This window comes from Alteromonas sp. ABM1_013 (assembly GCF_056160505.1).
In genome coordinates, this window is record NZ_JBSWXH010000007.1 from 126,702 (window position 1) to 150,002 (window position 23,301).

Annotated in this window: 19 protein-coding genes; 10 read left to right on the forward strand and 9 right to left on the reverse strand. The window is 43.8% G+C overall.

Annotation, left to right across the window (positions count from 1 at the left end; translation table 11 throughout):
* Nucleotides 1-113: 113 nt before the first annotated feature.
* The 5 genes from ACXAGK_RS19170 to ACXAGK_RS19190 are packed head-to-tail and all read left to right on the forward strand — an operon-like array spanning nt 114 to nt 8,724.
* Nucleotides 114-686, forward strand: a complete 573-nt coding sequence (locus tag ACXAGK_RS19170) for a hypothetical protein (protein ID WP_474857449.1) — start codon at nt 114-116, stop codon at nt 684-686.
* The gene (gene bcsA, locus ACXAGK_RS19175; protein ID WP_474857450.1) at nt 664-2,889 is read left to right on the forward strand and encodes a UDP-forming cellulose synthase catalytic subunit; all 2,226 of its coding nucleotides are present in this window, start codon (nt 664-666) and stop codon (nt 2,887-2,889) included. Before ACXAGK_RS19170 ends, bcsA begins: the two co-directional genes overlap by 23 nt.
* Nucleotides 2,886-5,162, forward strand: coding sequence for a cellulose biosynthesis cyclic di-GMP-binding regulatory protein BcsB (locus ACXAGK_RS19180; RefSeq protein WP_474857451.1), 2,277 nt, complete (start codon nt 2,886-2,888; stop codon nt 5,160-5,162). Before bcsA ends, ACXAGK_RS19180 begins: the two co-directional genes overlap by 4 nt.
* Entirely contained in the window at nt 5,156-6,262 is a 1,107-nt protein-coding gene (locus ACXAGK_RS19185) for a family 8 glycosyl hydrolase (RefSeq protein ID WP_474857452.1), read from the forward strand. Before ACXAGK_RS19180 ends, ACXAGK_RS19185 begins: the two co-directional genes overlap by 7 nt.
* The gene (locus tag ACXAGK_RS19190) at nt 6,259-8,724 is read left to right on the forward strand and encodes a cellulose synthase subunit BcsC-related outer membrane protein (RefSeq protein ID WP_474857453.1); all 2,466 of its coding nucleotides are present in this window, start codon (nt 6,259-6,261) and stop codon (nt 8,722-8,724) included. Before ACXAGK_RS19185 ends, ACXAGK_RS19190 begins: the two co-directional genes overlap by 4 nt.
* Before the next feature lie 39 nt (nt 8,725-8,763).
* Here the strand turns inward: ACXAGK_RS19190 and ACXAGK_RS19195 are convergent, their stop codons facing one another.
* The 5 genes from ACXAGK_RS19195 to ACXAGK_RS19215 form a co-directional block, all read right to left on the reverse strand.
* On the reverse strand, nt 8,764-10,074 hold the full coding sequence (locus ACXAGK_RS19195) for a choice-of-anchor A family protein (RefSeq protein ID WP_474857454.1): 1,311 nt from the start codon (nt 10,072-10,074) through the stop codon (nt 8,764-8,766).
* Between the two features lie 183 nt (nt 10,075-10,257).
* Nucleotides 10,258-10,668, reverse strand: coding sequence for an ExbD/TolR family protein (locus ACXAGK_RS19200; RefSeq protein ID WP_014950746.1), 411 nt, complete (start codon nt 10,666-10,668; stop codon nt 10,258-10,260).
* 142 nt (nt 10,669-10,810) lie between these two features.
* Nucleotides 10,811-11,599 carry a CLCA_X family protein gene (locus ACXAGK_RS19205; RefSeq protein WP_474857455.1) on the reverse strand — a complete coding sequence of 263 codons (789 nt, stop codon included), beginning with the start codon at nt 11,597-11,599 and terminating at the stop codon, nt 10,811-10,813.
* A 26-nt stretch (nt 11,600-11,625) separates the two neighbouring features.
* Complete coding sequence (fldB, locus tag ACXAGK_RS19210) at nt 11,626-12,162, reverse strand: flavodoxin FldB (protein WP_474804791.1); 537 nt, start codon at nt 12,160-12,162, stop codon at nt 11,626-11,628.
* A gap of 17 nt (nt 12,163-12,179) precedes the next feature.
* Nucleotides 12,180-14,060, reverse strand: coding sequence for a metallophosphoesterase family protein (locus tag ACXAGK_RS19215; RefSeq protein WP_474857487.1), 1,881 nt, complete (start codon nt 14,058-14,060; stop codon nt 12,180-12,182).
* A gap of 248 nt (nt 14,061-14,308) precedes the next feature.
* Here ACXAGK_RS19215 and ACXAGK_RS19220 point away from each other — a divergent pair, with 248 nt between their 5' ends.
* Nucleotides 14,309-15,430: a hypothetical protein gene (locus ACXAGK_RS19220; protein WP_474857456.1), complete on the forward strand. Its 1,122-nt coding sequence runs from the start codon at nt 14,309-14,311 to the stop codon at nt 15,428-15,430.
* Between the two features lie 104 nt (nt 15,431-15,534).
* Here the strand turns inward: ACXAGK_RS19220 and msrA are convergent, their stop codons facing one another.
* Nucleotides 15,535-16,080 carry a peptide-methionine (S)-S-oxide reductase MsrA gene (gene msrA / locus ACXAGK_RS19225; RefSeq protein WP_474857457.1) on the reverse strand — a complete coding sequence of 182 codons (546 nt, stop codon included), beginning with the start codon at nt 16,078-16,080 and terminating at the stop codon, nt 15,535-15,537.
* 258 nt (nt 16,081-16,338) lie between these two features.
* Between msrA and ACXAGK_RS19230 the strand changes: the two genes are divergently transcribed.
* From ACXAGK_RS19230 to ACXAGK_RS19240, 3 genes are all read left to right on the forward strand, one after another.
* Nucleotides 16,339-16,734, forward strand: a complete 396-nt coding sequence (locus ACXAGK_RS19230; protein WP_474857458.1) for a thiol-disulfide oxidoreductase DCC family protein — start codon at nt 16,339-16,341, stop codon at nt 16,732-16,734.
* Nucleotides 16,724-17,449, forward strand: a complete 726-nt coding sequence (locus ACXAGK_RS19235; protein ID WP_474857459.1) for an SDR family NAD(P)-dependent oxidoreductase — start codon at nt 16,724-16,726, stop codon at nt 17,447-17,449. Before ACXAGK_RS19230 ends, ACXAGK_RS19235 begins: the two co-directional genes overlap by 11 nt.
* Nucleotides 17,450-17,778: 329 nt before the next feature.
* Nucleotides 17,779-19,200, forward strand: a complete 1,422-nt coding sequence (locus ACXAGK_RS19240; protein WP_474857460.1) for a sodium-dependent transporter — start codon at nt 17,779-17,781, stop codon at nt 19,198-19,200.
* Nucleotides 19,201-19,403: 203 nt separating this feature from the next.
* Here ACXAGK_RS19240 and ACXAGK_RS19245 read toward each other — a convergent pair whose 3' ends face one another.
* Nucleotides 19,404-20,216 carry an NAD-dependent epimerase/dehydratase family protein gene (locus tag ACXAGK_RS19245; RefSeq protein ID WP_474857461.1) on the reverse strand — a complete coding sequence of 271 codons (813 nt, stop codon included), beginning with the start codon at nt 20,214-20,216 and terminating at the stop codon, nt 19,404-19,406.
* Nucleotides 20,217-20,453: 237 nt separating this feature from the next.
* On the reverse strand, nt 20,454-21,293 hold the full coding sequence (locus tag ACXAGK_RS19250; protein WP_474804810.1) for a DUF2884 family protein: 840 nt from the start codon (nt 21,291-21,293) through the stop codon (nt 20,454-20,456).
* A gap of 341 nt (nt 21,294-21,634) precedes the next feature.
* Between ACXAGK_RS19250 and ACXAGK_RS19255 the strand changes: the two genes are divergently transcribed.
* Entirely contained in the window at nt 21,635-21,826 is a 192-nt protein-coding gene (locus tag ACXAGK_RS19255) for a hypothetical protein (RefSeq protein ID WP_014950735.1), read from the forward strand.
* A gap of 76 nt (nt 21,827-21,902) precedes the next feature.
* Here the strand turns inward: ACXAGK_RS19255 and ACXAGK_RS19260 are convergent, their stop codons facing one another.
* Entirely contained in the window at nt 21,903-23,300 is a 1,398-nt protein-coding gene (locus ACXAGK_RS19260; RefSeq protein ID WP_474857462.1) for a mechanosensitive ion channel family protein, read from the reverse strand.
* Nucleotide 23,301 lies beyond the last annotated feature (1 nt).

A 23,301-nucleotide genomic window follows, 5' to 3' on the forward strand; every position in this document is an offset into this window, starting at 1 on the left:
TTCTTTTGCGTATGTAAGCGTATCATTATCAATCAGTAAGTATGGTTTCAGCAATTTTTCCTCCGGATGTGCAGAAGTAGACTTGTCGTGTAGTAGTCAGGAGAGCGTGCGCAGTGAAATTAGTCGATAACAACCAACAAATTAATCAAACTGATCTGCTTGAGCAGTCTTTTCAAAGCGCTATCAATAGCGGTTCTGCGGTAAATGTGTTTGAACGAGCACAACATTTCAAAAATACAGCGCCAGCTGGCAACAAGCCGCGTTTGGTAGAAGTAAGCACCAGTCTTGAAACAGAGAACCTTTGGAAAAAGCGTCTTAAAATGCTACTGGATGCGGAGAATAATCTTATAAAAGTTATACGTTTACGTAAAATTACTGCTATATTTACGGTCCTGAGTATCGCTATGTTTTTATTTTCCCTGTACGTGGCTCCTTCCATGTCTCCAGCAGTTTTCTACAGTTTGATTACTGTTGCAGCTTTCGGTTTGGCGACTTACCCAGCATGGTTCTTAGTTTCGAAAAGTAATAGAAAACGCAGAGACCATATCTCTAGCTTGTTCTACAAAAGCAACCACGAAGTTGAGATTGTTGACGGAACCATGAAGTTAATAAACAGGGCGAACTATGCAAGTGTAACTCAAATACACATATTGGATCGCAAACTTGGATTATTCACAAACCCATAGACATCACTATACCTCCAAGCTAATTTTGTTGCTTCTGGTAGCCTCTTGTTTGTTAGGAGGCTTACTTTTAGCGCCAATGGACGCACTAGGCCAACTATTGGCCTCTATTACTATCCTAGTTTTCATCTCTCTTTGTAGTAAAGAAGCGCGTCATACTCAGAAATACCAGCATTTATTCCGTATCTTTGCGCTCGTTTTGGCCATAGCACTTAGCGTAAGGTATTTGCTGTGGCGAGGTATCTATACACTCACCTATTCAGATATTTTTTCGATGATTGCAGTATGGCTGCTGTTCGCAGCTGAAATATATGCGGGTATCACTTCGGTATTGGGGGCTATTGTTAATGCTTTCCCGTTAAGTCGACCATTGCTCTCATTAGAAGGTATGGATAAATCTGCGCTGCCAAGCGTAGACGTTATGATCCCAAGCTATAACGAAGATGAAGAGATATTAGAGGTCACGATTCGTGCCGCACAAATGTTGGACTACCCAAAAGATAAGCTTCATATTCATCTGCTTGACGACGGTGGTACAGATCAAAAAATCAATGCGGATAACCCTACCTCGGCAGCGTCAGCCAGACAGCGTCGACAAGACTTACAATCACTTTGTTCGCGCTTAGGCATTACCTATCACACTCGGGCGAAAAATGAGTTTGCTAAGGCGGGCAACGTTAATAGTGCAATACAAAATACGACGGGAGATTTGATTGTAATTCTCGATGCCGATCACGTGCCTACTTCTGACTTTCTCGACAGAACTGTCCCTTGGATGCTTAAAAACGAAAAGGTGTTCTTAGTTCAAACCCCTCACTTTATGGCTAACCCAGATCCAGTAGAGCGCAATTACTTTTCAGCGTTTACGCGCATGCCTTCAGAGAACGATATGTTCTATGGCACTATTCAAAAGGGGTTAGATTATTGGGGAAGCTCATTTTTTTGTGGCTCAGCCGCATTAATGCGTCGAAAGCACTTGGACTTGGTTGGCGGCATTTCTGGTGACTCTATTACCGAAGATGCAGAAACCGCGCTAGACCTGCATAAAATGGGCTATGAGTCTGTGTATGTTGACAGACCTATGGTAAGCGGACTTGCTCCTGAAACCTTCGATGCGTTTATTCAACAGCGTATGCGTTGGGCGCAGGGAATGACACAAATTTTACTACTCAAAAAACCATTTAAAGCGGAAGGTTTAAAGTGGTACCAGCGGGTGGGCTACATGAGTTCAATCATGTTTTGGTTGTTTCCTTTCGCCCGCATTATCTTTTTACTCATGCCTTTAGCATATCTTGTGTTCGGGCTTCAGGTTTACCATGCCTCTATACTAGAGATATTCGCATTTACACTACCCCATGTGTTCGCAACTTATATGATCTCCACAATGCTCTTTGGGCGAACGCGATGGCCCTTGGTGTCCGAGCTTTACGAAATATTGCAATGCGCATTCACATTAAACGCACTAGTAAAAGTTTTCTTAAAGCCTCGAGCCCCCTCTTTTGTAGTAACGCCAAAAGGAGAAAGCTTAGAGAAAACCTTCGTATCGCCGCTTTCTAATGTTTTTTACTGGGGAATACTTCTTATTACCTTCGCGCTAGGGAGCGGAGTTTATAAATTAATAACTGAACCACTAACCCGAGAGCTTACGGTAGTCGTACTGCTTTGGAATGTCTTTAATTTAATTTTGTTGCTGTCAGTGTTGAGTGTTCTACTAGAGCGAAAACAGGTACGCAGCCAAGCTCGGTTGCCAGCTACCAATAGTGTAGTGATTAAAACTAAAAGTGATGAAGCTTGGGTGGGGGACTTAGTCGACCTTTCATTAGGTGGAGCAAGGTTGCGATTGAAAGGTAAAGGGGCATTCGTTCCGGAAAAGGCAACACTTTCGTCATGGAGTCATGCTTTAAATAAGAATGTACATATCGCTATTGTTGTAATGAACTATGATAGCAAATCTAAAATACTAAGAGTTCGTTTTGTGCCAGAAACGGACGAACAAGAAAACGAAGTCATCGCTTTTACACTTTGTGATAGCTTGCGGTGGTTATCGTTTCAACGTCGTAGAACCAGACCCATTTCTTACTGGTTTGGAGCTAAACACGTATTAAAAGTTGGATTAAAGCCAGCTTTATTGCATATGCTTGTATTAATAGGCAAATTCGCCGATAAATTAGGTCTATTGCCTAAATCGGTAAAGGACAAACAATGATTAAAAAATACTTTATCTTCATGTTGTGTTTGTGCGTATCATGCAGCCTCGCGGCCCAAACCGATACTTACAGGCTAACAGAGTTTTTCGGCGGTGACGAAACCCTGCGCCTACAAGGTAAAGCGGCAACGCTAGACATACCTATACCTCTTAGTTCGCTTGCGAAAGTAAACAGCGCTCGACTGCGGTTAGAGGTAATGAGCTCCCAAGCGTTGATCAAAAAACGCTCTCAACTTTATGTTAGGTTCAACAACGCGACTATCGGTCAGGTGGCTTTTGATCCTCAAAGGCCGTCTTTAGTCTCTGAGATAGAAATACCCCAGTCTCTTTGGCGAGCAGGCTTTAATTCACTGACGTTAGCAGTAAGCCAGCACTATGCCGAGCAGTGCGTAGATGGCAGTGCGCCAGAGCTATGGAGTGAAATTAATGCCTATACGTCAACGTTACAGTTAGATACATCAATCGATAACAAACCTTTTAAATTAGAAGATTTAAGCGGTTTCTTAAATCCAGGCATTGGCGGACAGAGAGACGTACAGCTTTACACTGCCCGCGAGATCGAAAGTGAGCTAAAGCAACAAACTTTGCCTTTAGTGGCACAAGCTCTAGCGCTTAGAAACCAATACCAACCGTTAATTGTAGAGCATGAAACCTTCGATGATGGTTATGTTTTGCCTCAATTAAAAGAGACTGAGGATAGCTATTGGGGTGAGGAAAACGTAGCGCGTTATGAACGCACTGCTTGGTATTTGGAACGAAAAGAAAAGCAGCCCGTTCACGTATTAATTGGCACCGTAGATGCGTTATCTCCTGTGTTATCTGACGAAGTAATAAATGATATTGACGGTGCATTTTTGAAAACCCAGCGAACTCCAGCATTTGTTAAAGATGGTGAAGTAATTGTACCGGCGAGCTATCGGCTTATTGTTAGTGGTACTACACCAATTGAAGTGCTTGAAGCTGCAAAAGCGTTGGCGGTAATGGATGACGCTATCAATCCAGTCTCTCAGGTCACCATACTTTCCCAAACCCAAATGAAAGCAGACACGCTTCAGCGCAATTTTGTATTGGCTCCTGATAATCATTACACACTTCAAGATTTAGGCGTGTCCACATCGCAATTTAGAGACGAAGGCACCTTCAACAAACGAGTATCGTTTAGATTGCCCGCTGACTTTTACGTACCAGAGAATGCCAGCGTTAACTTGTTCTTAGATTTTGGGTATGGCGCGGGTTTCGGACCTGGCTCTGTAATGAATGTGAGCGTGAATGATGAATTAGTCCACGGCCTAGCGCTTAATAATGACAACGGCCAGTCGTTTAGGGATTATCAACTCAGAGTGCCGGCACGCTTTTTTAAAGGAGGCATCAACAATGTAGACTTTGATTTAAGCTTACGCGCGCCACTTGCAGGAGTGCCCTGTGACGATGTTTCAGGTAAGCATTTGGTTTTTCAACTGGCCGATTCTTCTGCTATCGAATTTCCGGATGCAGGAAATGTTGCTGTGCAGCCGAATTTGGCATTATTGTCTGAAACTGCCTACCCGTTTGCACGATTTAAATCGGCACCTGTATCCACAATTGTCATTCCATCAGATAACTATCTAGGTACCGCGCTCACGCTAACGGCTAAACTTGCACAAGTTGCACAAGTTCCTTTATTAAACCTGCATATAAGAGAAGAAAATAACGTTTCTACCGATGGCTCAGCTATTGTTTTAGGCACGCCAGAAACCCTCTCGCAAATTGAGCAAACCGAATTTAGCACTGCGATAGAGGCAACAAAACGCTGGTCTTATCGATTGCAAAATAATTTGTACAACCGCGTACGTACGCTTACTGACGACATGTCTTTCAAGGTAATGCGTGTAGATGGGCACACAGTACAAGAGAGTGATTTAGGTGAACAGGCAGTGTTGACCGCCCAAGAGCATCCAACTTCATCCCAGACGGATACTATGTTCATTATTGCCGCGCAAAGTCCTGAATTGCTTCAGGCGAGAGTTACCGACCTGGTTAGCTTGTCAATGTGGGGGCAAATGGCTGGCGACTTCTTTGCTTGGAAAAATGCTTTATCGCCATCTTTGGTTATGCAAGTAAGCGATAAATATGAGGTTGGCGAAGCTGATGATACTTGGTTGCACTTAAGGTTATGGCTATCTAATAACCCGTGGTATTGGCTAATAGGTTTCGTAGCTATAGTGTTTGTGGTGAGTTTGTTTATATATCTATTATTAAAACGCAGAAACAAACAAGTACAAGACTCATGGTAAATATACATAGCGTTTTAAGAGCAACATTTTTATTCGGTATCACGCTTTTGTTAATGTCATGTTCTACTGAAGAAGATAGCGAATTTAAGTCTCAGTACATTGCGTATAAGGCGCTGTTTATTGATGGTGGGCGGGTAGTTGATACCGGAAATGATGAGGTATCACATAGCGAGGGGCAGGGGTACGGCATGCTCTTTGCCGTTGCCGCAAACGATAAAGACACCTTCAACGCACTGTGGCATTGGACTAAAAGCACACTAATGCGTGACGACGGCTTGTTTAGCTGGCGTTATCGCCCTTGTGTTGATAATTCATCTGCTTGTATTGATGACCCTAATAACGCCTCTGATGGCGAAATTCTTATCGCGTGGGCGTTATTACGCGCGCATGAACGGTGGGGCGTAAGCAGCTATCTGGAAGACGCTAAAGCAATTGTGGGTGCTGTCGAACAGAAGTTGTTGATAACCCAAAGCAACAGCGTTGTATTGTTACCTGGTGAATACGGATTTACGTCCGAACAAGCAGGCAATAACAGTTTGCAGCTGAATTTGTCTTACTGGGTTTTTCCCGCTATCACTGATTTGGCAAAAATATCGGCTACGCCCGCACGCTGGGAGAAACTCTATAATTCGGGCTTAGCTTTGCTGTCTAAAATGCAATTTTCTTCTTATAAGTTACCAAGTGACTGGGTGCGTTTTACGCCCAACAGTACTGACTCAGACAGTAAGAATATTGGCGCAGTAAGCCTAGACAAGGTGATATCGCCCGAATTCGGCTTTAATGCCATCCGCATTCCACTGCAGCTTTCATGGTCAATGCAATTTCGTGAAAATAATCAGCTAATCGAAAAGCTACTAGCGCCATATTATGCATGGTGGGCTGTTACGCCTACGCCAGCTACTATCAACCTATTAAGTGAGGAAACAGCTGAGTACGAGATGTCGAAGGGCATGAAGTCGGTTCAGATTGCGGTAAACAGCCTAATGAAAGCAGAATCGCCACAAAAACCTAAGTGGCCTTCTATCGACCGTAACATGGATTATTACTCTGCAAGCCTAACGCTGCTCTCTATGTTGGCTGTTTTGGATAATGCATCGTGAAAGAAAGGTTTACACGCACGTCACTCTGTCTAGCCATCGGCGCATTGCTCACGTCCTTTGGGTCGATGCAGGCGTACGGGCAAACTAAAACAACCTACAAAGAAAAAGATCTAGGCATACTTCCGGCACAACAGGAACAGCCCGATTTAACCGGGCTTTGGTATCACATTAACGAGCGACAGATTAATCGAGCGAACGAAGAATTTACGCGTTTAAAAGCCCGTTACCCCCAGTGGAAGGTGCCGGAAGAAGTCGAAGCTGAGCTAAATAGAATTAATGGCCGAGTTAAAGGTACTATTAAGCCTGTAGTTTCAGTACCGAGAGTAGATAAGTCAGGCAAACCTGAGGCTGACTCTATGCCCAATGATTCGCTCGAAACACCCCAAAAACAGGTTGCCAAACCTGCCTCAAAAGCGCTTCCACTAGAGAGGTTTGCGCAATTAACGCCTAAAGCTAGAGCGAAAACGTCAAAGCAAAAAATAGAAACACTTGTAGCACTAAGCAATCAGTTAAAGCGTACTGACTTTTACTTGCTCATGGGGTGGACTGCTATCGACAAAGGCATGTTAGAGGTCGCTAGCCAACAGTTTACTGCAGCTTTGCAATCGTCTGTTCGCGATATCGATAAACAATCAGCACAGCAAGGTCTTAACAGCGTTACAGGTATCAAGCTCCAGCAGGCGTTGTCGCTGCGTGATACAGCAAGGCTGGCACAGTTTCTTAAGTCTGACGACAATGGCTACGTAAAAGAGGTACTACAAGGCGCGGCGTGGCAGCAATATGATTTAAAAAATTATGACTTTGCCGAAGCGCTGTTTAGTATAGTAGAAGATAATGAAGGCCAGTTTCTGGCACTCAGCGCGCAAAACAGCGATGTTGCTGAGCAAAACGCTTTCGACTTGGCGTGCAGTATTGATACAGAAGTATTCATCAGGCGCTGCGCAGATGGCTTGGCTAGTCGACAGGCCCAGTTTTTCGATACAAGGCGCTACAAAGAAAGTATACAAGCTGGCGAAGCCCTCGAACGTTTGCGGCCTTTAAGCATAGAGGAACGTGCGTTAATTGGCTGGGCTGCAAAAGAAATACAAGACATTTCCACCGCAACGGCGGCGTTCGAGCAAGTGCTATCGAAAACGCCAAGCAATACGGTTATTGCGAATGAATTGGTTTCATTGAATCAAAGTAATGACGCTACATTAAATCGCTTGGCCTTAAAATACAGTGCAGTGAAAAGCATTTTGCAAGCGCGCACGATACGCAACGCGTGGCCTAGAAAACAGTTTTGGTTAGCTTATCAAAACGACGACCCACAAGCGGTTACCGCACAAACTAAAGAAGGCCTAAGTGCAGTTTACGGTATAAATACTCGCAGTCGAAGTGGTGGCGAGGGGCTTGGTAACTTTGATGTATTGTCACAATACATCGGTATTGGCAGCGGTTATAAAAACTGGCTTTGGCAAGTTTCATTAGACTATAAGCAGTTCTACAGTGGTTCTCCTCAAGCTGGTGACTGGTTCGGTGACAGGCAATTAGAAAGATCATCTGTGGGCATAAGTGGTTTCGAAGATACAGGTGTTCGAGCTGAAGCCTATTATCAAGCGCCAGACTTCAACTTTTACGCGAATTTGGAATATGGCATGTTCGAGCAACCTGTTGGCGCCAAAATCACCGGGCAAATCTCGGCGACAAAGTTCTTAGCAAGTACTACCGTTGCGGCCACGCTATTTAGAAAAGCGAAAGAAGACAGTCTATTGAGTCAGACCGGAACGTTTTATGCCAACCGGGGTAGGTCTTGGGGCTATGTGATAGAAAGCGGTATTCGTGGATTAGTTGCCCATTCCATAGCTGACAATATGTCGGTTGCAGGAACTGCACAAATAAGCCGATTAGAAGGCGAACTCGTTGCTGATAACAGCGCGTTATCGCTTCGTGGTGACGTGAGTTACGACATAGCTGATATGGTATCTTCTCGCCTTGATTATTGGCGTGTAGGGCCATTCTTAAGCTATACGAGCTACGATAAAAATTTAAGCGGTTTTACTGTAGGCAACGGGGGCTACTTTAGCCCGAGTCAGTTTGTCAGTATTGGCGGCTATTCTGAGCTGCTAACCCTAGAGGCACATAATTGGCAGGTTAAACTGCGTAGTTCACTTGCACTCTCTCGTGTTAAACAAGACGATGATTTACGTTTTCCAACAGGAGAAGCGTTTCGTCTTGAAGACTTAGATGAGACCCTTGGAGAAAACTCAGACACAGGTTTAAGCGGCAATTTTATGGCTGAAGGGCAATATCGTATTAACCACAACTGGATTGTGGCTGGCTATATTGGAAAAGCGTTTGCGGTTGAATATCAAGCGTTTGAAGCGGGTATTCAGATAAGGTGGCGACAAGGGCAGGGTAATGGTGTAACAAGCGATGAGCTTTTGCTGTCTTCGCCAAGATTAAGCGGCTTTGCTTTGTAAAGCCGCTTTAATTTGAAGAGTAATTTCTCTTTTTAAGCGTTAATTCGCTTTTCTACGTCTAGCCAGCATAAAACAACCCGCACCAAATAAAAGGGCGATTGAAGCGGGCTCGCTAACGTTAATAGCGCCAAACTGATAGTTATTAATTTGGCCTGTTGGCGCGTTGTAAGTTTCACCTTGGTCGTTAACTAATTCCACAAGCGGCGTGACCAAACTATTGGCAATCACATTGCCATCTACGTGACCATTATAAAAACTTAGCTCTGCATATGGCGCTAATACGCTACCTTTTACGCCAACACTGTGCAGGGTTAAATCTTCAGCATCAACAAAGTTAAACAAAATATTGTTAGTGTAAAGCCCGTCGTGACGTTGACCTTCATTGTTATCATTGTCTCTATACTGGCCATTTTCTGTAAAGTATTCGTTTTCCTGCGTAAATGCAGTATTGAAGAAGCCTGTATTAAACAGCTCTACTGTATCCCCATACACATTGATAATGTTATAGCTAGTGGTAGAGAAATCGTAAACAATGTCTTTGTCAGCTGCGCTGAACCAGTCAGAGCTAATCGAATAGATATTCACATCATCGGAGCCGGAAAATACGATGGTGTCGAGAGTATCAATATTACTGTCATTACAACTGACTAACGCATTTGGATCTGAAGCGTCGGTGCAGGTCAGTGTCGTTGTTCCATTCACGCTCATCGAGGCAAAGTCTTGAGACTGCGCCGTTACTTCAGTAGCGATGGAATTAAAATCGAGATTGTCGACGTTTACTGTATTACTGGAAGACTGCACGGCGCTCCCAGTATAGCCAGCATTATCCACGGTAAGCGTTGTACCGTAGGTTATGGAGCCATTCACACCCGCTTCACGGATGGTGACGGCTTGCTCAGACTGGATGTCCCCGTTATTAACGCCAGCCTTCTCTAATGTCACGTCACCTTTACTGAATATACCGCCGTTTTCCACACTACCGTAGGTTACTGTGGTAGCACTGGTACTGTTTAGTGCTCCATCGAACATTACGCTATTAGCAGTAACCATACCTGAAACTGTGGTTTGTCCTGCGTGAACATGGCCTCGGGTATAAGAAAGATCGCCACCTACATAAAGTGCACTAGAAGAAAGATCGGTAGGGAGTAGAAGACCTACATCAAAGTCTTCAACCGTTAGGTTTCCACCTACGGCTAACGTACCTTCAACGTCAGAACGCTCACCTTCGTAATCTTCAAAGATGAAAGCGTTGTAGTTAAAGGCTTCGCTTAATTCGATTTTTGCTGCAGACACCTGGGGTGCTGACATTACTGCTGCAAGTACAGCAGTGTAAATAAGTTTTTTGTGCATAATGGCTCCAGTGACATCCGAGTCTGGAACCGAGTTTCAACATGGTTTATCCAGACACACCGAATGGTACGATCTGAACAAAATTCGTGCGATAGCACAAGAGATACTTTGGTATAAGAGAGGATACGAAAAAGCCACCCGAAGGTGGCTTTTACTTAATTTGTATTTGATTAATAAAGCGTTTTAACTGCTCTTTTTAACCAAAACAGATACTTTGTCGATACCAGCAATTTTAACTTGGTTCATCACTTCAACCACTGTGCCGTGCTCGCTGTCTTCGTGAGCCTGGATAGCAGCAGAATCAGTGTTGTTTTCTGCTAGGTATGTTTGCGTGTTCGCAACCACACGACGAATATCAACCTCACGGCCACCCATCATGATAGTGCCATCAGCATCAATACGGATAGAAAGCGCTTTAGAAGGCTTGTCGTTTTTCGCTTGATTATCTTCTGGACGGTTTACGTCTAAACCTTTCTCTTTCACGAACGAGGTCGTTACGATGAAGAAAATCAACATGATGAACACGATGTCCAACATGGGGGTCATATCAATCTGAGCCTCGTCTTCAGCCGAGGTATGCTTCTTTCTTTTCATCTCGTCTTCTTTCTTCTGTTACGTTCGAGCCATTTAGTATACTGCTTGTTACAAAAATATACAGACTTTTGTATAAAAACAGTGTGCTCATTAACACTTGTTGTTGAAAAAATACTCAGTTTCACGGTGGTAAAACAACAATTCAGGGTTGTTTGCGTGAAATAGCGACACCTAATTGGTAAAAATACAACATCAATGCCTGATTGAGTGATATACGCAAGTTACCATGAGGGTAAATGCCAAGTCTAGCTTCCGTTGATTTTTTTGTGCCTTGTACCAAAAACGCATTTTTGATCTCGTGATCTTGTATACAGGCTTCAAACGCTCGGGCAGCCATCTCCTGAGGCATAGCATAATAATACATTTTTAGCGCGCGATCAGCTTCTACCGATCGCACAAAGTACTCATTAGGCCTTTTTTGATCATTTAAGAACAATAGCGAGAAGCAATCGCTTAATTTTTGATTCAACGGATGGGCGTTCATAGGTGCGTTATCTAGCCATGCCTGCGTGGCGAAGCTGCCGGCAGCAATGCCTTCGAACATACGAGGCGCAATGTAGTGATCAAATGCGTGAAACCACTCATGGGCAAGGGCCCCAGCTCCCGCGTTTTTTGCTAGCGCTAGCTGCCTTTTTGCGCTGTTGTAGTGGGCGCTACTGTGTTTTTGCCCCCCACTGCCAAAAGCAAGGGATAGAGAGCCGTTTAAAGACAGCACTTGCTCATTGATATTAAGGATCGCAACCAGATCGTACAGCGCATCAAAAAATAAATTGGCAGCGATCTGCTGCTCTTCCGCGGTCACCCACCTGCCAACCGTGATCGTTGCGAAGTTAAACAGTTTACGAATATCTTGAAACGACACGTCGGCACCGTCCCGATGGCTTGGGCCGTTGCGATAGAACTGCTGATGAAGACGACCTTTATTTTCCAACGCTGATATCCAAGTGGATTAAAGTTTTATGCCATTGAGACCAGTAGCTGTTCACACCAGGCTTCAATGCGAGCATCGGTTTTGTCGTATTGGTTTTCATCATCAAGAGATAAACCTACGAACTTGGTTTTATCTTCGGTCAAGGCTTTAGAGGCGGTAAACTCGTAGCCTTCATTAGGCCAGTACCCCACAATATTACAACCCGAGGGCATAATTGCATCGTGAAGCATGCCTAACGCATCTTGAAACCATTCACCGTAACCAAGTTGATCGCCAAGGCCGAATAGTGCAATGGTTTTACCTGCTAAATCTAAGCCGTGAACCTCTTCCCAGTGAGATTCCCAATCTTCTTGCAGCTCGCCGAAATCCCAAGTGGAGATACCAAATATAATGATGTCGTATTCGGCTGTGCGCGTCAGGTTTACATCTTTAATATTGTGAAGGTCAACAATGTCTTCGTCAAAAAGGCTATTGAGCTGCGCTTGGATTTTTTCTGCTGCCATTTCGGTATAGCAGGTTGTTGAGCCGTAAAATAATCCGATGGACAGTGCGCTATCACTCATTAGATACCTCTTTTGAACTAATCGTCTTTTGAAGCTGGGAATTCTACCTCTTTACCGTTGCTCAACAAAGCTTTGCACTGAACATCGGCGTTTTTTTGTGAAATTTTTAATACACCGATTGCGCAACCGTTGAATAATTCGCCATAACCCTTGCTAGGCTCTCGTGCTTTTACCGACATGTTTCGACGTCTTGTGAAAAGGTTCAAGGGAGACTTGGAGCGATACAGCACGCGGTTTAATCTATCTAGCCATTTAATTAGCCCATCCGGGAACGCGTTTTTCAATCCGCTACAGGTGAACTGAGTGATATGAGGGCTGTTTCGCCTAAAGCGTAAACGCACATCGTACACAAAGGAATAGTGCACATCCCCCGACAAAATAATGAATTCAGGTGGAGTTTTATAGTGCCTAAAAATGTTTAACATAACGTTGGCAGTACCTTTATGTGCCATCCAGTTTTCTGCATCTACCGTGAGCGCCTTGCCAAAAAACGTAAATATTTTTTGAATGGCCTCTATAACTTTAACCCCATAGATGGGAGCGGCAGAGACGACGATGACAGATTCCTTGCCAATAATAGAATGCTGGAAATCACACAGCGCTTCCCAGTCCATTAGCCCCGAGGGCTTGTTCATATCTGATTCACTGCGCCAACGCTGCGTGCGGGTGTCTAAAACCTCAATAGGAGGTGTGGTATCTAAACGGTAATGCCACTGATCAAAATCCAACAGATCGTCAATGATTTCATCGTGCGAGTTTAAACCGCTTTCTCCCATTGACTCTTGTACTTTAGCGATTAGTGGCGCTACTTTTTTTGGTGCATTCCCCCAGCCTTGGCAAAGCAAATAGCCGATAAGCGCATTGCCGATCATGCGTTTTGATAAAGGGTTTCCATAGACTTCTTGTTCCCAGCCCCGAGTTAAATTCCAGTCGTCGGTAACATCGTGATCGTCAAAGATCATATAGGTGGGAATGTGTGCCAGGGCTCGACGTACCTGGGGTAATTGCTTAACGAACCCGGTAAGCGCGTCATTTTCTTTATTGAAAATGTTTGAGTACTTTTCTGGTATACCCTCTTTATCTATAGAGCCATCAGAGCGCAACGTATCAGCCCAAAGCGTGTCGGACCACACCAGCAGATACATAGCGATGATCTCTGCACTGCCAATTAAATGGTTTTGTGCATTTACCGACGTAAACACAGGCTTTTTCTTGGCGCCAAAGAAAATGGAAGACAATACCGTATTGGTCGCTATTTGCGGCAGAAGCTGTTCACGTTCATAAAACCCAAATTCATGGGTTGCAAGTTCACTCGTATTGCTCACCACTGCGCCCTCAAGCGCTTCGTGGTAAAGGCCTAAGCGCTCTATCACTCTGTGAATGGCTTTAAGCATAGGGCCAGCGACATCATCTGCGTAAATTTGATCCCCCGTCATCAACAAAAGATCGGGAAAGCCGTCATCCTTTTCAAACGCATTCTTGTGAAGAACGTCAACCTGCGCCAGCGCATCATCGTCATGAAAGTGGGGTTTGCGGCATGAGCCGTGCAAAATAGTTTCAGGCGTTTCTGTGTAGTGAAAGCTTGGCGAAGTTTGGCCATCGTAGAGTATTGCGCGCTGTTCATTTTCCCATGTGGTTTGGGCAGACGAATCGTCGAATAACAGTTTATAGCTAATTCGCGCTCTGTCTTTAAAAGTATCAGCCGCGAAAAAAGAGATAAGATGGATGAAAGCATAAGTGCCTACGCGTACCGTTTCACTCTGACACTCACCCGCTATGGTCTGGTCACAGACCGACAGTTTCAGTGATGGTGCCTCGACGTTACTGGTGACTACCCATATATGGCATTCAGTAGGCGTCACTTTTCTAACTATTGGCCCTGCTATGACTTGGGGCAAGTGCTGCGTAGGAATGACTTTCTCCTTCAATACTCGATTTACTATCTAAAACTTTTCTGCCTCAATACTAAGAAGCTTTATAATATTTATCGTGTCTTTTACAAGCCACAAACGCAGTCGCAATGTAAATAACCGTTATAACCTTACTCTTTTTTGTGCGTAAACGGTATGCTCGATATACTCCCTTACAATTTTTTCAGTTTTAGCTTTTGCTCTCGATACGCCGAGTCGAGAGAGGACTTCATATTATGCTTAAGTATTTATCCGCCACCGTTTTAACCGCCATGCTGGTCACCGCATGCAGCGAGCCCAAAGATGTCATTATCAGTCCAGAACCTACCGATTTGACAGAAACAACAGTAGGGAAGTGGATCCTTGATGAATCTGGAAAAGTTATGTTTGACCCCCAAACATCCGGGCTAGTCGTGCTAGACGGACAGCTAGTTACCATTGCTGATGCAAGTGCGGATGTTACGCAGCAGTTGAAGTTACATAGCATTTCACCAGAAACGGCAACACTAAACGCTTCCAGTAAGCGCTTTTCATTCTCGAGGAACGTGCGTCGAAGCTGCTTCTATAGCTACTTGAGCGAACAACCAGATTTAGAAGCGTTAGCGGTAGACCCTAGAGATGCTAATGTCATTTACACCGTCACAGAGGATGCAACCCGTACTGGAGCCTTGAGCCCTCGTTGTGAAACCAAGTACGAAGATACAGGCTCTACAGACTACCCAAGCCTATTGGTTAAATTAACCCGCAAGGAAAATGGTGACGTTGAAATGTCAGATGTGCGTCCGCTCCAGTTTCCGAAAGAGTTCGAAGTAGGTAACTTTCCTAACGATGGTATTGAAGGCCTGACTATGGCGGAAGACGGGACTTTGTATTTGGCATTAGAAAAAGACAAAGCGGGGCAGCCAAGGATCTTTACATTATCTGTTGATGAAAATTTTTTCTCATCGAGCGATTTTGCAACTGTAAGTGAACCAGACCTTCAGCTTCCTTCGTTTACCTCGGGTAATCACCCTATAAATGGCTTGGCTCTATATACGCACTCAACGGGCGCATCATATTTATTTGGCGCGGCAAGAAACGACAATGAATTATGGGTAATTGATACCACTGGTAGCAAACCGACAAAGCGCATTCCCATTATTTTTGATGTTGCCAGTGATCAGAGTTGCGAACAGTACACAATGGATAACTCGTCGATGGAAGGGTTAGTCACAATTGATAGTACGCTATGGATCATTAACGATCCGTGGGAAAAGAATTACATGAAAAACGCGAAATGTGAGGCGCATAAGACGCGTTATGAAGATTTAGCGCCCTTGCTATTTCCTATAGAAATCAATGACGCTTGGTTTGATTAGCGTCTATCTACTTACGATGTTATTAAAACCGAAAAAGGGTTACTACCAAGCAACCCTTTCGTTTCTAGCCAACCTGTAAACGTCGCTAAAAAAGCTGACTTTACCTATGCATCGCTGCGAAGGCGAGAAGCAAAAGTCTTTTTGAATTTTGCAAGCTTAGGTGCAACCACCATAGAGCAATACTGGTTCTGCGGATTATTTTTGAAATAATCCTGATGATAGTCTTCGGCGTCATAGTAGTTATTCAAGGCTACTACTTCAGTGACTACCGGGTCAGGCCAGATTTCTTCTTCTGTGATTTGTGCAATAATTTTTTCAGCTTCCGCTTTTTGTGCGTCGTCATGATAGAAGATTGCGCTGCGATACTGTGTACCCACATCATTACCCTGTCTGTTTAGCTGAGTAGGATCATGTAGCGCGAAGAATATCTCTAGAATTTCACGGTAGCTGATGTTGTCGGCATCAAACGTTACCTGGACCACTTCTGCATGACCAGTGTTTCCCGTACATACCTCTTCATAGGTTGGATCGGCTTTTTCACCTCCAGCATAGCCAGAAATTGCTTTTTCTACACCTTCGACAGTGTTAAACGCAGACTCGATACACCAAAAGCATCCGCCTGCTAAAGTGGCTACTTGTAAATTTGCCATAATAAAACCTCTCATAATCTTTGCTTGTAGTGTGGGTGCGGGTAGGGCACAACACAAGTCATCCAAGCGTGTTTTTTTATCGTATAAACGAATATTAAATAAGAATAACGTGCGACGGCTCAAAACGGTTTTAAACTGGTTACAACAAGAGCGCGGTCAGCGCGTGGCAAACGCGACCTAATGTTTATTTTTTCATGTTTGCATGGGCAAAATCGCCTTTTAAGCGATAAGCGTCTTATGTGGCAGAGGTAGGTAGAAGTGATTATTTTTTATGATGGTTATTGCCCATTGTGTATAGCCGAAATGCGTCATTTACGCAAAAGAGACAAGCATAACAAACTCACCTTGGTCGATATTCAGGCCACTGATTTTGCAAGTCGTTATCCGGACATGGATTGGCATTCGCTTAATGCAAGGATTCACGGGCTTCGCGATGATGGCACCCTAATTACTGGGCTTGATGTTACCCATGAAGCATGGAAAGCAGTAGGTATGGGCTGGATTTATGCTCCGCTTCGCTGGCCTGTTATCCGTTATGCCGCTGATGCTTTCTACAATGTATTCGCAAAACATAGATATACCATTTCTTACCTTTTAACGGGAAAAAAACGTCAGTGCGACCGCTGCGTACCAGGAGAGCCGAATGGAAAATAACGTACTTATAGTGGGCGCATCTGGTGGCATAGCGTCTGCACTTATAGAGCAATATCGCAGTGCGGGCGCAAAAGTGTTTGCTGTAAGTCGTGCAGCTGCAGCTGAAAGTAACAATTCTGAGAACGTCTCCTATCATCAAATTGCTGAACAGGATGATAAGCACATCAGCGGCTTTGTAAAGCAACTCGCTGAGCAAGGCGTTGTGTTGGGTACAGTAGTTATAACCACCGGTTTTTTGCATAACGAAAGCGAAGGTATTCAACCCGAAAAGCGCTTAGAAGATGTCAGCGAGGAAGCCTTGACTGCGTATTTTGCGACAAACAGCATTATTCCCGCTATATGGCTTAAGCATTTAGTCAAGGTTATGAGTAAAGAAGGCTCAACCCTTGTTTGCCTAAGCGCGAGAGTAGGGAGCATATCAGACAACGGGCTTGGCGGATGGTATGGCTACCGTGCCTCGAAAGCCGCGCTCAATATGTTTGTCAAAACAGCATCGGTAGAATACAAGCGCAGATTAAAGGATGTCATGCTGGTATGTTACCACCCAGGTACCATTGATACCGGGCTGTCGAAGCCATTTCAAAAAAATGTAGCGGCTAAAAAACTCTTTACGCCAGAGTTCACTGCAAAGCAACTTATTCACCACCTTTCAGCGCTCAATCGGGACCAGACTTGCCATTTTATCGACTGGAATGGTGAAGTGGTAACTTGGTGATACGGTCTAACCTCATTTCTGCAAGTCCAACATCAAGACTTTTTATTTCACTGCTGTTACCATGTTATTTTGGGAATGGTGCAGCGTATTGATACGCCCATAGAGGTAGCAATACAACGCGTTGACGCCACATGTGAGTCATTACAACAAACGCCATCCTAATAATAAATAATACCAGTTCGCTCGGCTTGATTCCGACGAGAATCAAGAACGAACAACAAGTACAAATTGTGATTTCAAAAAGTGATTGTTGTATACAAGGCTAATTTGAATGTCGCAAGGCGTAATAAGCGAACTGCTATAACAATAACTCAACAAGAGGAAGGGATATGAGCGGGGCCAGAGAACAGTTCGGATCGCGCATAGGTTTTATATTGGCTGCTGCAGGCTCTGCAGTGGGCATTGGTAATTTGGTGGGGTTCCCAGTCGGTGCAGCTAAAAACGGCGGTGGTGCATTCCTTTTAATGTACGCTATTTTCGTTTTTGCCATTTGTTTACCGGTTATGTTGGCAGAGATGTCGGTAGGTCGCCATGCTAAAAAAGACCCGTTAGGCGCATACAGCGCTATCAGTGGTAACGAAAAGAAGTGGAAACTTGCAGGCTGGCTCGCGATTGCCACGCCGTTTATGATTGCCGTTTTCTACATGGTTATTACTGTATGGCTTTTTGGCTATTTATTTGAAGCAGTTAGCGGGAACTTAGACAAACTAGCAAACCCCGATACCTTTGGGGTGTTTATTAATTCAGAGTCTATTTTCGTCTACATGGCTGCTGTTGTTGGTGTGGTTTACCTTATCCTTCAAGGTGGTGTAAAAGAGGGGATAGAAAAAGCGGCGAAGCTGCTTATGCCAGCACTTTTCGTGATGCTTATCGGCCTTGTTATCTTTGTACTAACTCGCGAAAACGCAATGGCAGGCGTAGAGTTTTATATTGTTCCTGAATTTTCAAAAATTACAGCAGAAGTAGTGAACGGCGCACTATCACAAGCCTTTTTCTCACTGTCGCTGGGTATGGGTATTCTTATTACCTACGGTAGTTACATCGATAAACGTGCGGATGTACCAAGCGCTGCAAAGCTTGTTGCATTAACCGATACTGCTGTGGCTTTTACCGCAGGTTTAATGATTCTTCCTGCCATATTCTCTTTCAACCCAGACATTAATCCTGATGAGTTAAGTGAATCGTCTGTAGGTATGATTTTTACTTATCTGCCTAGTATCTTCCTGGCACTACAAGACTCCATTGGCTATATGGGGGCTTCGATTGTCGCGAGCCTGTTTTTCCTACTCGTGTTCTTTGCAGCAATAACGTCTCTAGTGTCTATCTTTGAAGTACCTGTTGCGGCGCTTATGGATGAAAAAGGCGTAAGCCGTAAATGGGCGCTAGGCTCTTTAGGTAGCATTATGATTGTGCTGGCAATTCTAAGTGCATTGTCGTTTGGTAAAGTTGATATGCTGACGTCATTTATGCACTACGCCGGTGCCGATAAATCGCTGTTTGACGTAATTTACGATGTATTTTACGACACTATTTTGCCGTTAAACGGCCTGCTAATCTGCTTGTTCGTTATTTATCGCTGGAAGAGTGCTAATTTTAATGCTTCTTTGGAAGAAGGCAGTAGTGGCTATAAAGGCAGCTGGTTTGAAAAGTATGTGGATGTTTCATTGAAGACGTTTATTCCGCTAATTCTACTTGTGATTTTTGTAAACACGGTGGCGGTAAAATACTTTGGTGTAAGCCTGTTCGGTTAAGTATGTTCCCCATACAAAACTAGTGTATTTGCTGTGTGCTAGCAGTAAATTCGGATAAAAAAGCGGCAAGCCAGAGGCTTGCCGTTTTTGTTTCTTTTAGCGATTAGCTCTTAATTCATGGCTTTTTGATAACTTATTGGCGAATACACCTCAATGAATCTACAACCGTCTTAGCGAGCTAAGTAAACATACAAGCATAAGCCTTAAAACATGCGATAAGGGTCGCCATACTCTGGCGTAATGTTAAGCCTTTCCCAGCTTTGCGTAGCGTCGATGACCTTGCCGCCAGGCTGAGCTTCTGTATCAGAAAAGTGTGGTGCGTCTATACCCAGAGTGTTAGCTGCATCTACATAATAAATACCGCGTTTAGGGTGAGATAAGCTGCAAAGGTGTATAACGTCGTTTAGTGGCTTGTCGCAAATAATTGAGGTTAACACAGACACAATGTCGTGCACATGGACAAGGTTAATTCGTTTATTTCCTGCATCCAAGTGTCTTCCACTTAACGAACGAGCGGGATGACGGTCTGGACCTACTAAACCGGCTAGACGAATAATACTGATATCAACCTGACCTCGTTTAGACAACAAATAGTCTTCAATAGTAACGTGTGCCTTGGCCGAAGCTGTTTGCGGCTGTGTAGTGCTAACTTCGGTAACTACTTCGTTCGTGGCATCGCCATAAACTGACGTGGTACTGATAAAAACAATGTGCGCGACGCCTGCGCTTAGTGCAGCATCAATAAGTCGCAGCATATTTTCAGTAAATGATTCGAGGTTGGTGTTTCTTCTACCAGGGGGAATATTCAACAATAAAGTCGCGTCTTGCAAGTAGCTACATAATACAGATGTATCATCGCCTAGTGCATATTTAATTGCGGTGATACCTTGTTCTTTTAACGCCTGGCGTTTCTGTTGGCTTCGCGTGGTACCAATAATATTGACCTTACCTGACAGTGCGTTGCCTACATAGCCGGCTAACCAGCCATAGCCACTAATTACTACATTCTGAGTCATCGATTAAATTCCCCTTTGTTTAGGGTTTAAGAGTACATCAATCGGGGGGCGGATGTCGTTAATACGCCTATCATTAACTGAAAAAGCAGAAATCTGAAAGAGGTGAAATATTCAAAAGTTAGATAGCGACCGCTATAAAAACTAAAAACCGACTGGTTTTTCAGTCGGTTTTCAAAATAAGTGAAACAGAAAGGTAAGTAGTTTGTTGTAGCGGGGATAGTTCGCTAAATTATTCGACTACATTTTCATTTCGTCATTGTGCTCGTTGTGACCATGATGGTCGTTGGGGTCAATATCCAGCAGGTTCAAGTCATCAAGCCCTGATATAGATGCCTGCATTTGACCTTCGGCATAGTCGGCTTTCTTCAGCACTTTACACAAAGCATCGCCTTTTTCTTCCAGCGAAGCGGCTTGGCTTTCTAAGCGATATTCTAAATCTTCACCCCAGCGCTCCATCTTTTGTTCAAACTCAGACATATCACCCCCTTCCCACAGCATCTGTGTGCCAACCGCGATAAGAATTCTGCCCATAGATTCACTGATCAAAGATTCAATTTGTGTTTCAAACTCTTGCTCCCAGCTTTCGTCAAACCAACCTGGCTCGTCAAATTTCGTAGAATCTACGCGGATATTACCCGCGTCATCATAAAATGAGGTGTTTAGTTTGGTCTCTAGTGAGTTGAACAATTCATTGAAATCATCACCCATTTGATCGCCGCCCAACAGTTCAGTAAACACTTCAGTTACTGCTACATTGGCAATTTGTAGGCCTTCACTGGCAATAGTAAGGGTCATAGGAATAGCAATATCAATGTTGTTGTAGTATTCACTTACCCAATGCTGTTGTTCGCTATTTAGCGAAATTGACTCACCGTTGATGGTCATATTGTGTTGAGCATCAATTGTCATTACCGAACCATTGTCCATCTGAACCGTGAGGTCGCCTTGGTAATACTGAATATGGCCATCAAGCTCCATGTCGCAGCTGTTGTTCTGAAAACTTGTGTCATGCGCGAATGCGTGGCCGCTTATCAAAGCACTGGTAACAGCAACTGAAAGTAATAGTTTGTTAGACATTGTTCATTCCTTAATTTAGGTGTAACACATCAACCTTGTTCTAAGAGCTACGACGGGTTGTAGAGTCACTATCAAATAAACACTAGCGTTATTTGCTGGTATATCTTTAGTAGAGCAATGGCCTTGCCAAGATTTAAAATTTATATTTTTCAGTTGGTTAGGTTATGTGTGCGTTTTTTTAGAGCAATTTCCAATTCACTATTTAGTGAAATTGCTAACTAATTAGTAGATTTGACTAAGATCAATTAATACCAATAGCGATAGATTTAAGCCAATCCAAGCATGGTTAAATCTTATTTATTGGTGCATAATACCGCCAATATTTTTAAGGGGTTATCACAATGGCTGATTGGATTAATGCAATTATGTTTGGTGTTGCGCTAATTGCCTTTACGCTAGGGCTAAGCAGCATCGTTATGGGCTTTATGACTGCTAAAGCAGGTGCTGAAGGTATGCAGGAAAAAATCGAGTACGGTTTTTTTGGCGTTACTGGTTTAGTACTTTGCTTACTGATGGCCTACGCATTGGCTTAAGCGATAAGCATTATGAAAAAACCGGCTATTACAGCCGGTTTTTTTTCGCCTTTAAACAATAGTGATATCAGTTCTACTAGTCGTTGTCTTTGCGGTCGTGTTCGTTTTTGTCCTGAGCTTCTCTTGGCGCCTTAGCACTTTTGTCATCAATACGGTGATGAGCAGCAGACTCCTGTAGGGCTTCGTTTCCACCAGTGCTGTTAAACACGCTATGTTCACGATGGGCAAGCAAGGATAAATGCCCATCACGTTGATAAGCGCGTAAGTCGAACAGGTCTAGCATAGCCATGACATGGTCAAAAATATCTGCCTGAACTTTTTCGTATTTGACCCACTCTTTTTGAACACTAAAGCAGTAAATTTCTAAAGGCAAACCAAGCTCATTAGGCGGTAACTGCCTAACCATGAGGGTTAGTTCTTGGTTAATGTCTGGGTGCTTACGTAGGTAAGCTTCTAAATAGGCCCTAAAAGTGCCAATGTTAGTAAGGCGACGATTGTTTAACAGGTCCGATTCATCAATCGAATAATCTCTGTGATAAGCCCGGAGCTCATTTTTCTTCTTGTCGATATATTCGTTGATATAACGAATTTTGGAAAATCGCTCTAGCATATCGTTGTCACAGAGTTTGATCGAGTGCACATCAATATAAATGGCACGCTTAATTCTGCGTCCACCAGACTCCTGCATACCGCGCCAGTTCTTTACTGCTTCTGTGGTTAGGCTATAGGTCGGCAGTGTAGAGATGGTCTTGTCCCAGTTTTGTACCTTAACGTTAGTAAGGCCTATTTCGAGTATTTCACCATCTACTTCATACTTAGGCATGGCAATCCAATCGCCCGTATTAAACATGCGGTTGGCGGCAATTTGAATACCGGCAACAAAGCCTAAAATGGTGTCTCTGAATATTAATAGCAGCACAGCAGCAATGGCTGTTAAGCCAGACACAATAAGCAGCGGGCTTCTGTCTACAATTAAAGAAATACTAAGCAGTATGGTAATAATAGCGAAGGCAAGTTTCGTTACTTGAATGAAGCCTGTAATAGGAGCGCGCCGAGATAGGGCTGAAGCATTGTAGACATCTTCTACCGTGCTTAGCATGGCATACAAAGCCAATAGCCCACTATACAGCATGTACAGCTGGGCACTCTTAATCATCATTCCGTGTATGACAGCTTCAGCGTCAATGAGAACGGGGGTGGTAACGTAAATAAAGAGCGCCGGAAAAAGGTGCATCAAACGCCTAAAGAAGCCGTGTTCTTGTAGCGCGTTATCCCACTTATTATTCGACTTATATACCCAGTTAGCAATTTGAGGGCGCACTAGCAGGCGCGCAATCACGTAGATTAGGATTGCTACGAATAGTATAGAGCCTAGAGCAAGCAAATTATAAAGCGGATCTTCAGTGGTTAAATTAGGAAAAACGTCTTTAACCAAATGAATGAAATGATCGCGTACTGAAGCACTGACTTCCATT

Excerpts from the sequence above, each read along its gene's own strand:
- fldB (WP_474804791.1), bottom strand. The coding sequence starts at position 12,162 with ATGAGTGATAGCGCACTGTCCATCGGATTATTTTACGGCTCAACAACC.
- ACXAGK_RS19260 (WP_474857462.1), bottom strand. The coding sequence starts at position 23,300 with ATGGAAGTCAGTGCTTCAGTACGCGATCATTTCATTCATTTGGTTAAA.
- msrA (WP_474857457.1), bottom strand. The coding sequence starts at position 16,080 with ATGGCAAATTTACAAGTAGCCACTTTAGCAGGCGGATGCTTTTGGTGT.
- ACXAGK_RS19185 (WP_474857452.1), top strand. The coding sequence starts at position 5,156 with ATGGTAAATATACATAGCGTTTTAAGAGCAACATTTTTATTCGGTATC.
- ACXAGK_RS19220 (WP_474857456.1), top strand. The coding sequence starts at position 14,309 with ATGCTTAAGTATTTATCCGCCACCGTTTTAACCGCCATGCTGGTCACC.
- ACXAGK_RS19200 (WP_014950746.1), bottom strand. The coding sequence starts at position 10,668 with ATGAAAAGAAAGAAGCATACCTCGGCTGAAGACGAGGCTCAGATTGAT.
- ACXAGK_RS19195 (WP_474857454.1), bottom strand. The coding sequence starts at position 10,074 with ATGCACAAAAAACTTATTTACACTGCTGTACTTGCAGCAGTAATGTCA.
- ACXAGK_RS19245 (WP_474857461.1), bottom strand. The coding sequence starts at position 20,216 with ATGACTCAGAATGTAGTAATTAGTGGCTATGGCTGGTTAGCCGGCTAT.
- ACXAGK_RS19235 (WP_474857459.1), top strand. The coding sequence starts at position 16,724 with ATGGAAAATAACGTACTTATAGTGGGCGCATCTGGTGGCATAGCGTCT.
- ACXAGK_RS19240 (WP_474857460.1), top strand. The coding sequence starts at position 17,779 with ATGAGCGGGGCCAGAGAACAGTTCGGATCGCGCATAGGTTTTATATTG.
- ACXAGK_RS19255 (WP_014950735.1), top strand. The coding sequence starts at position 21,635 with ATGGCTGATTGGATTAATGCAATTATGTTTGGTGTTGCGCTAATTGCC.
- ACXAGK_RS19180 (WP_474857451.1), top strand. The coding sequence starts at position 2,886 with ATGATTAAAAAATACTTTATCTTCATGTTGTGTTTGTGCGTATCATGC.
- ACXAGK_RS19250 (WP_474804810.1), bottom strand. The coding sequence starts at position 21,293 with ATGTCTAACAAACTATTACTTTCAGTTGCTGTTACCAGTGCTTTGATA.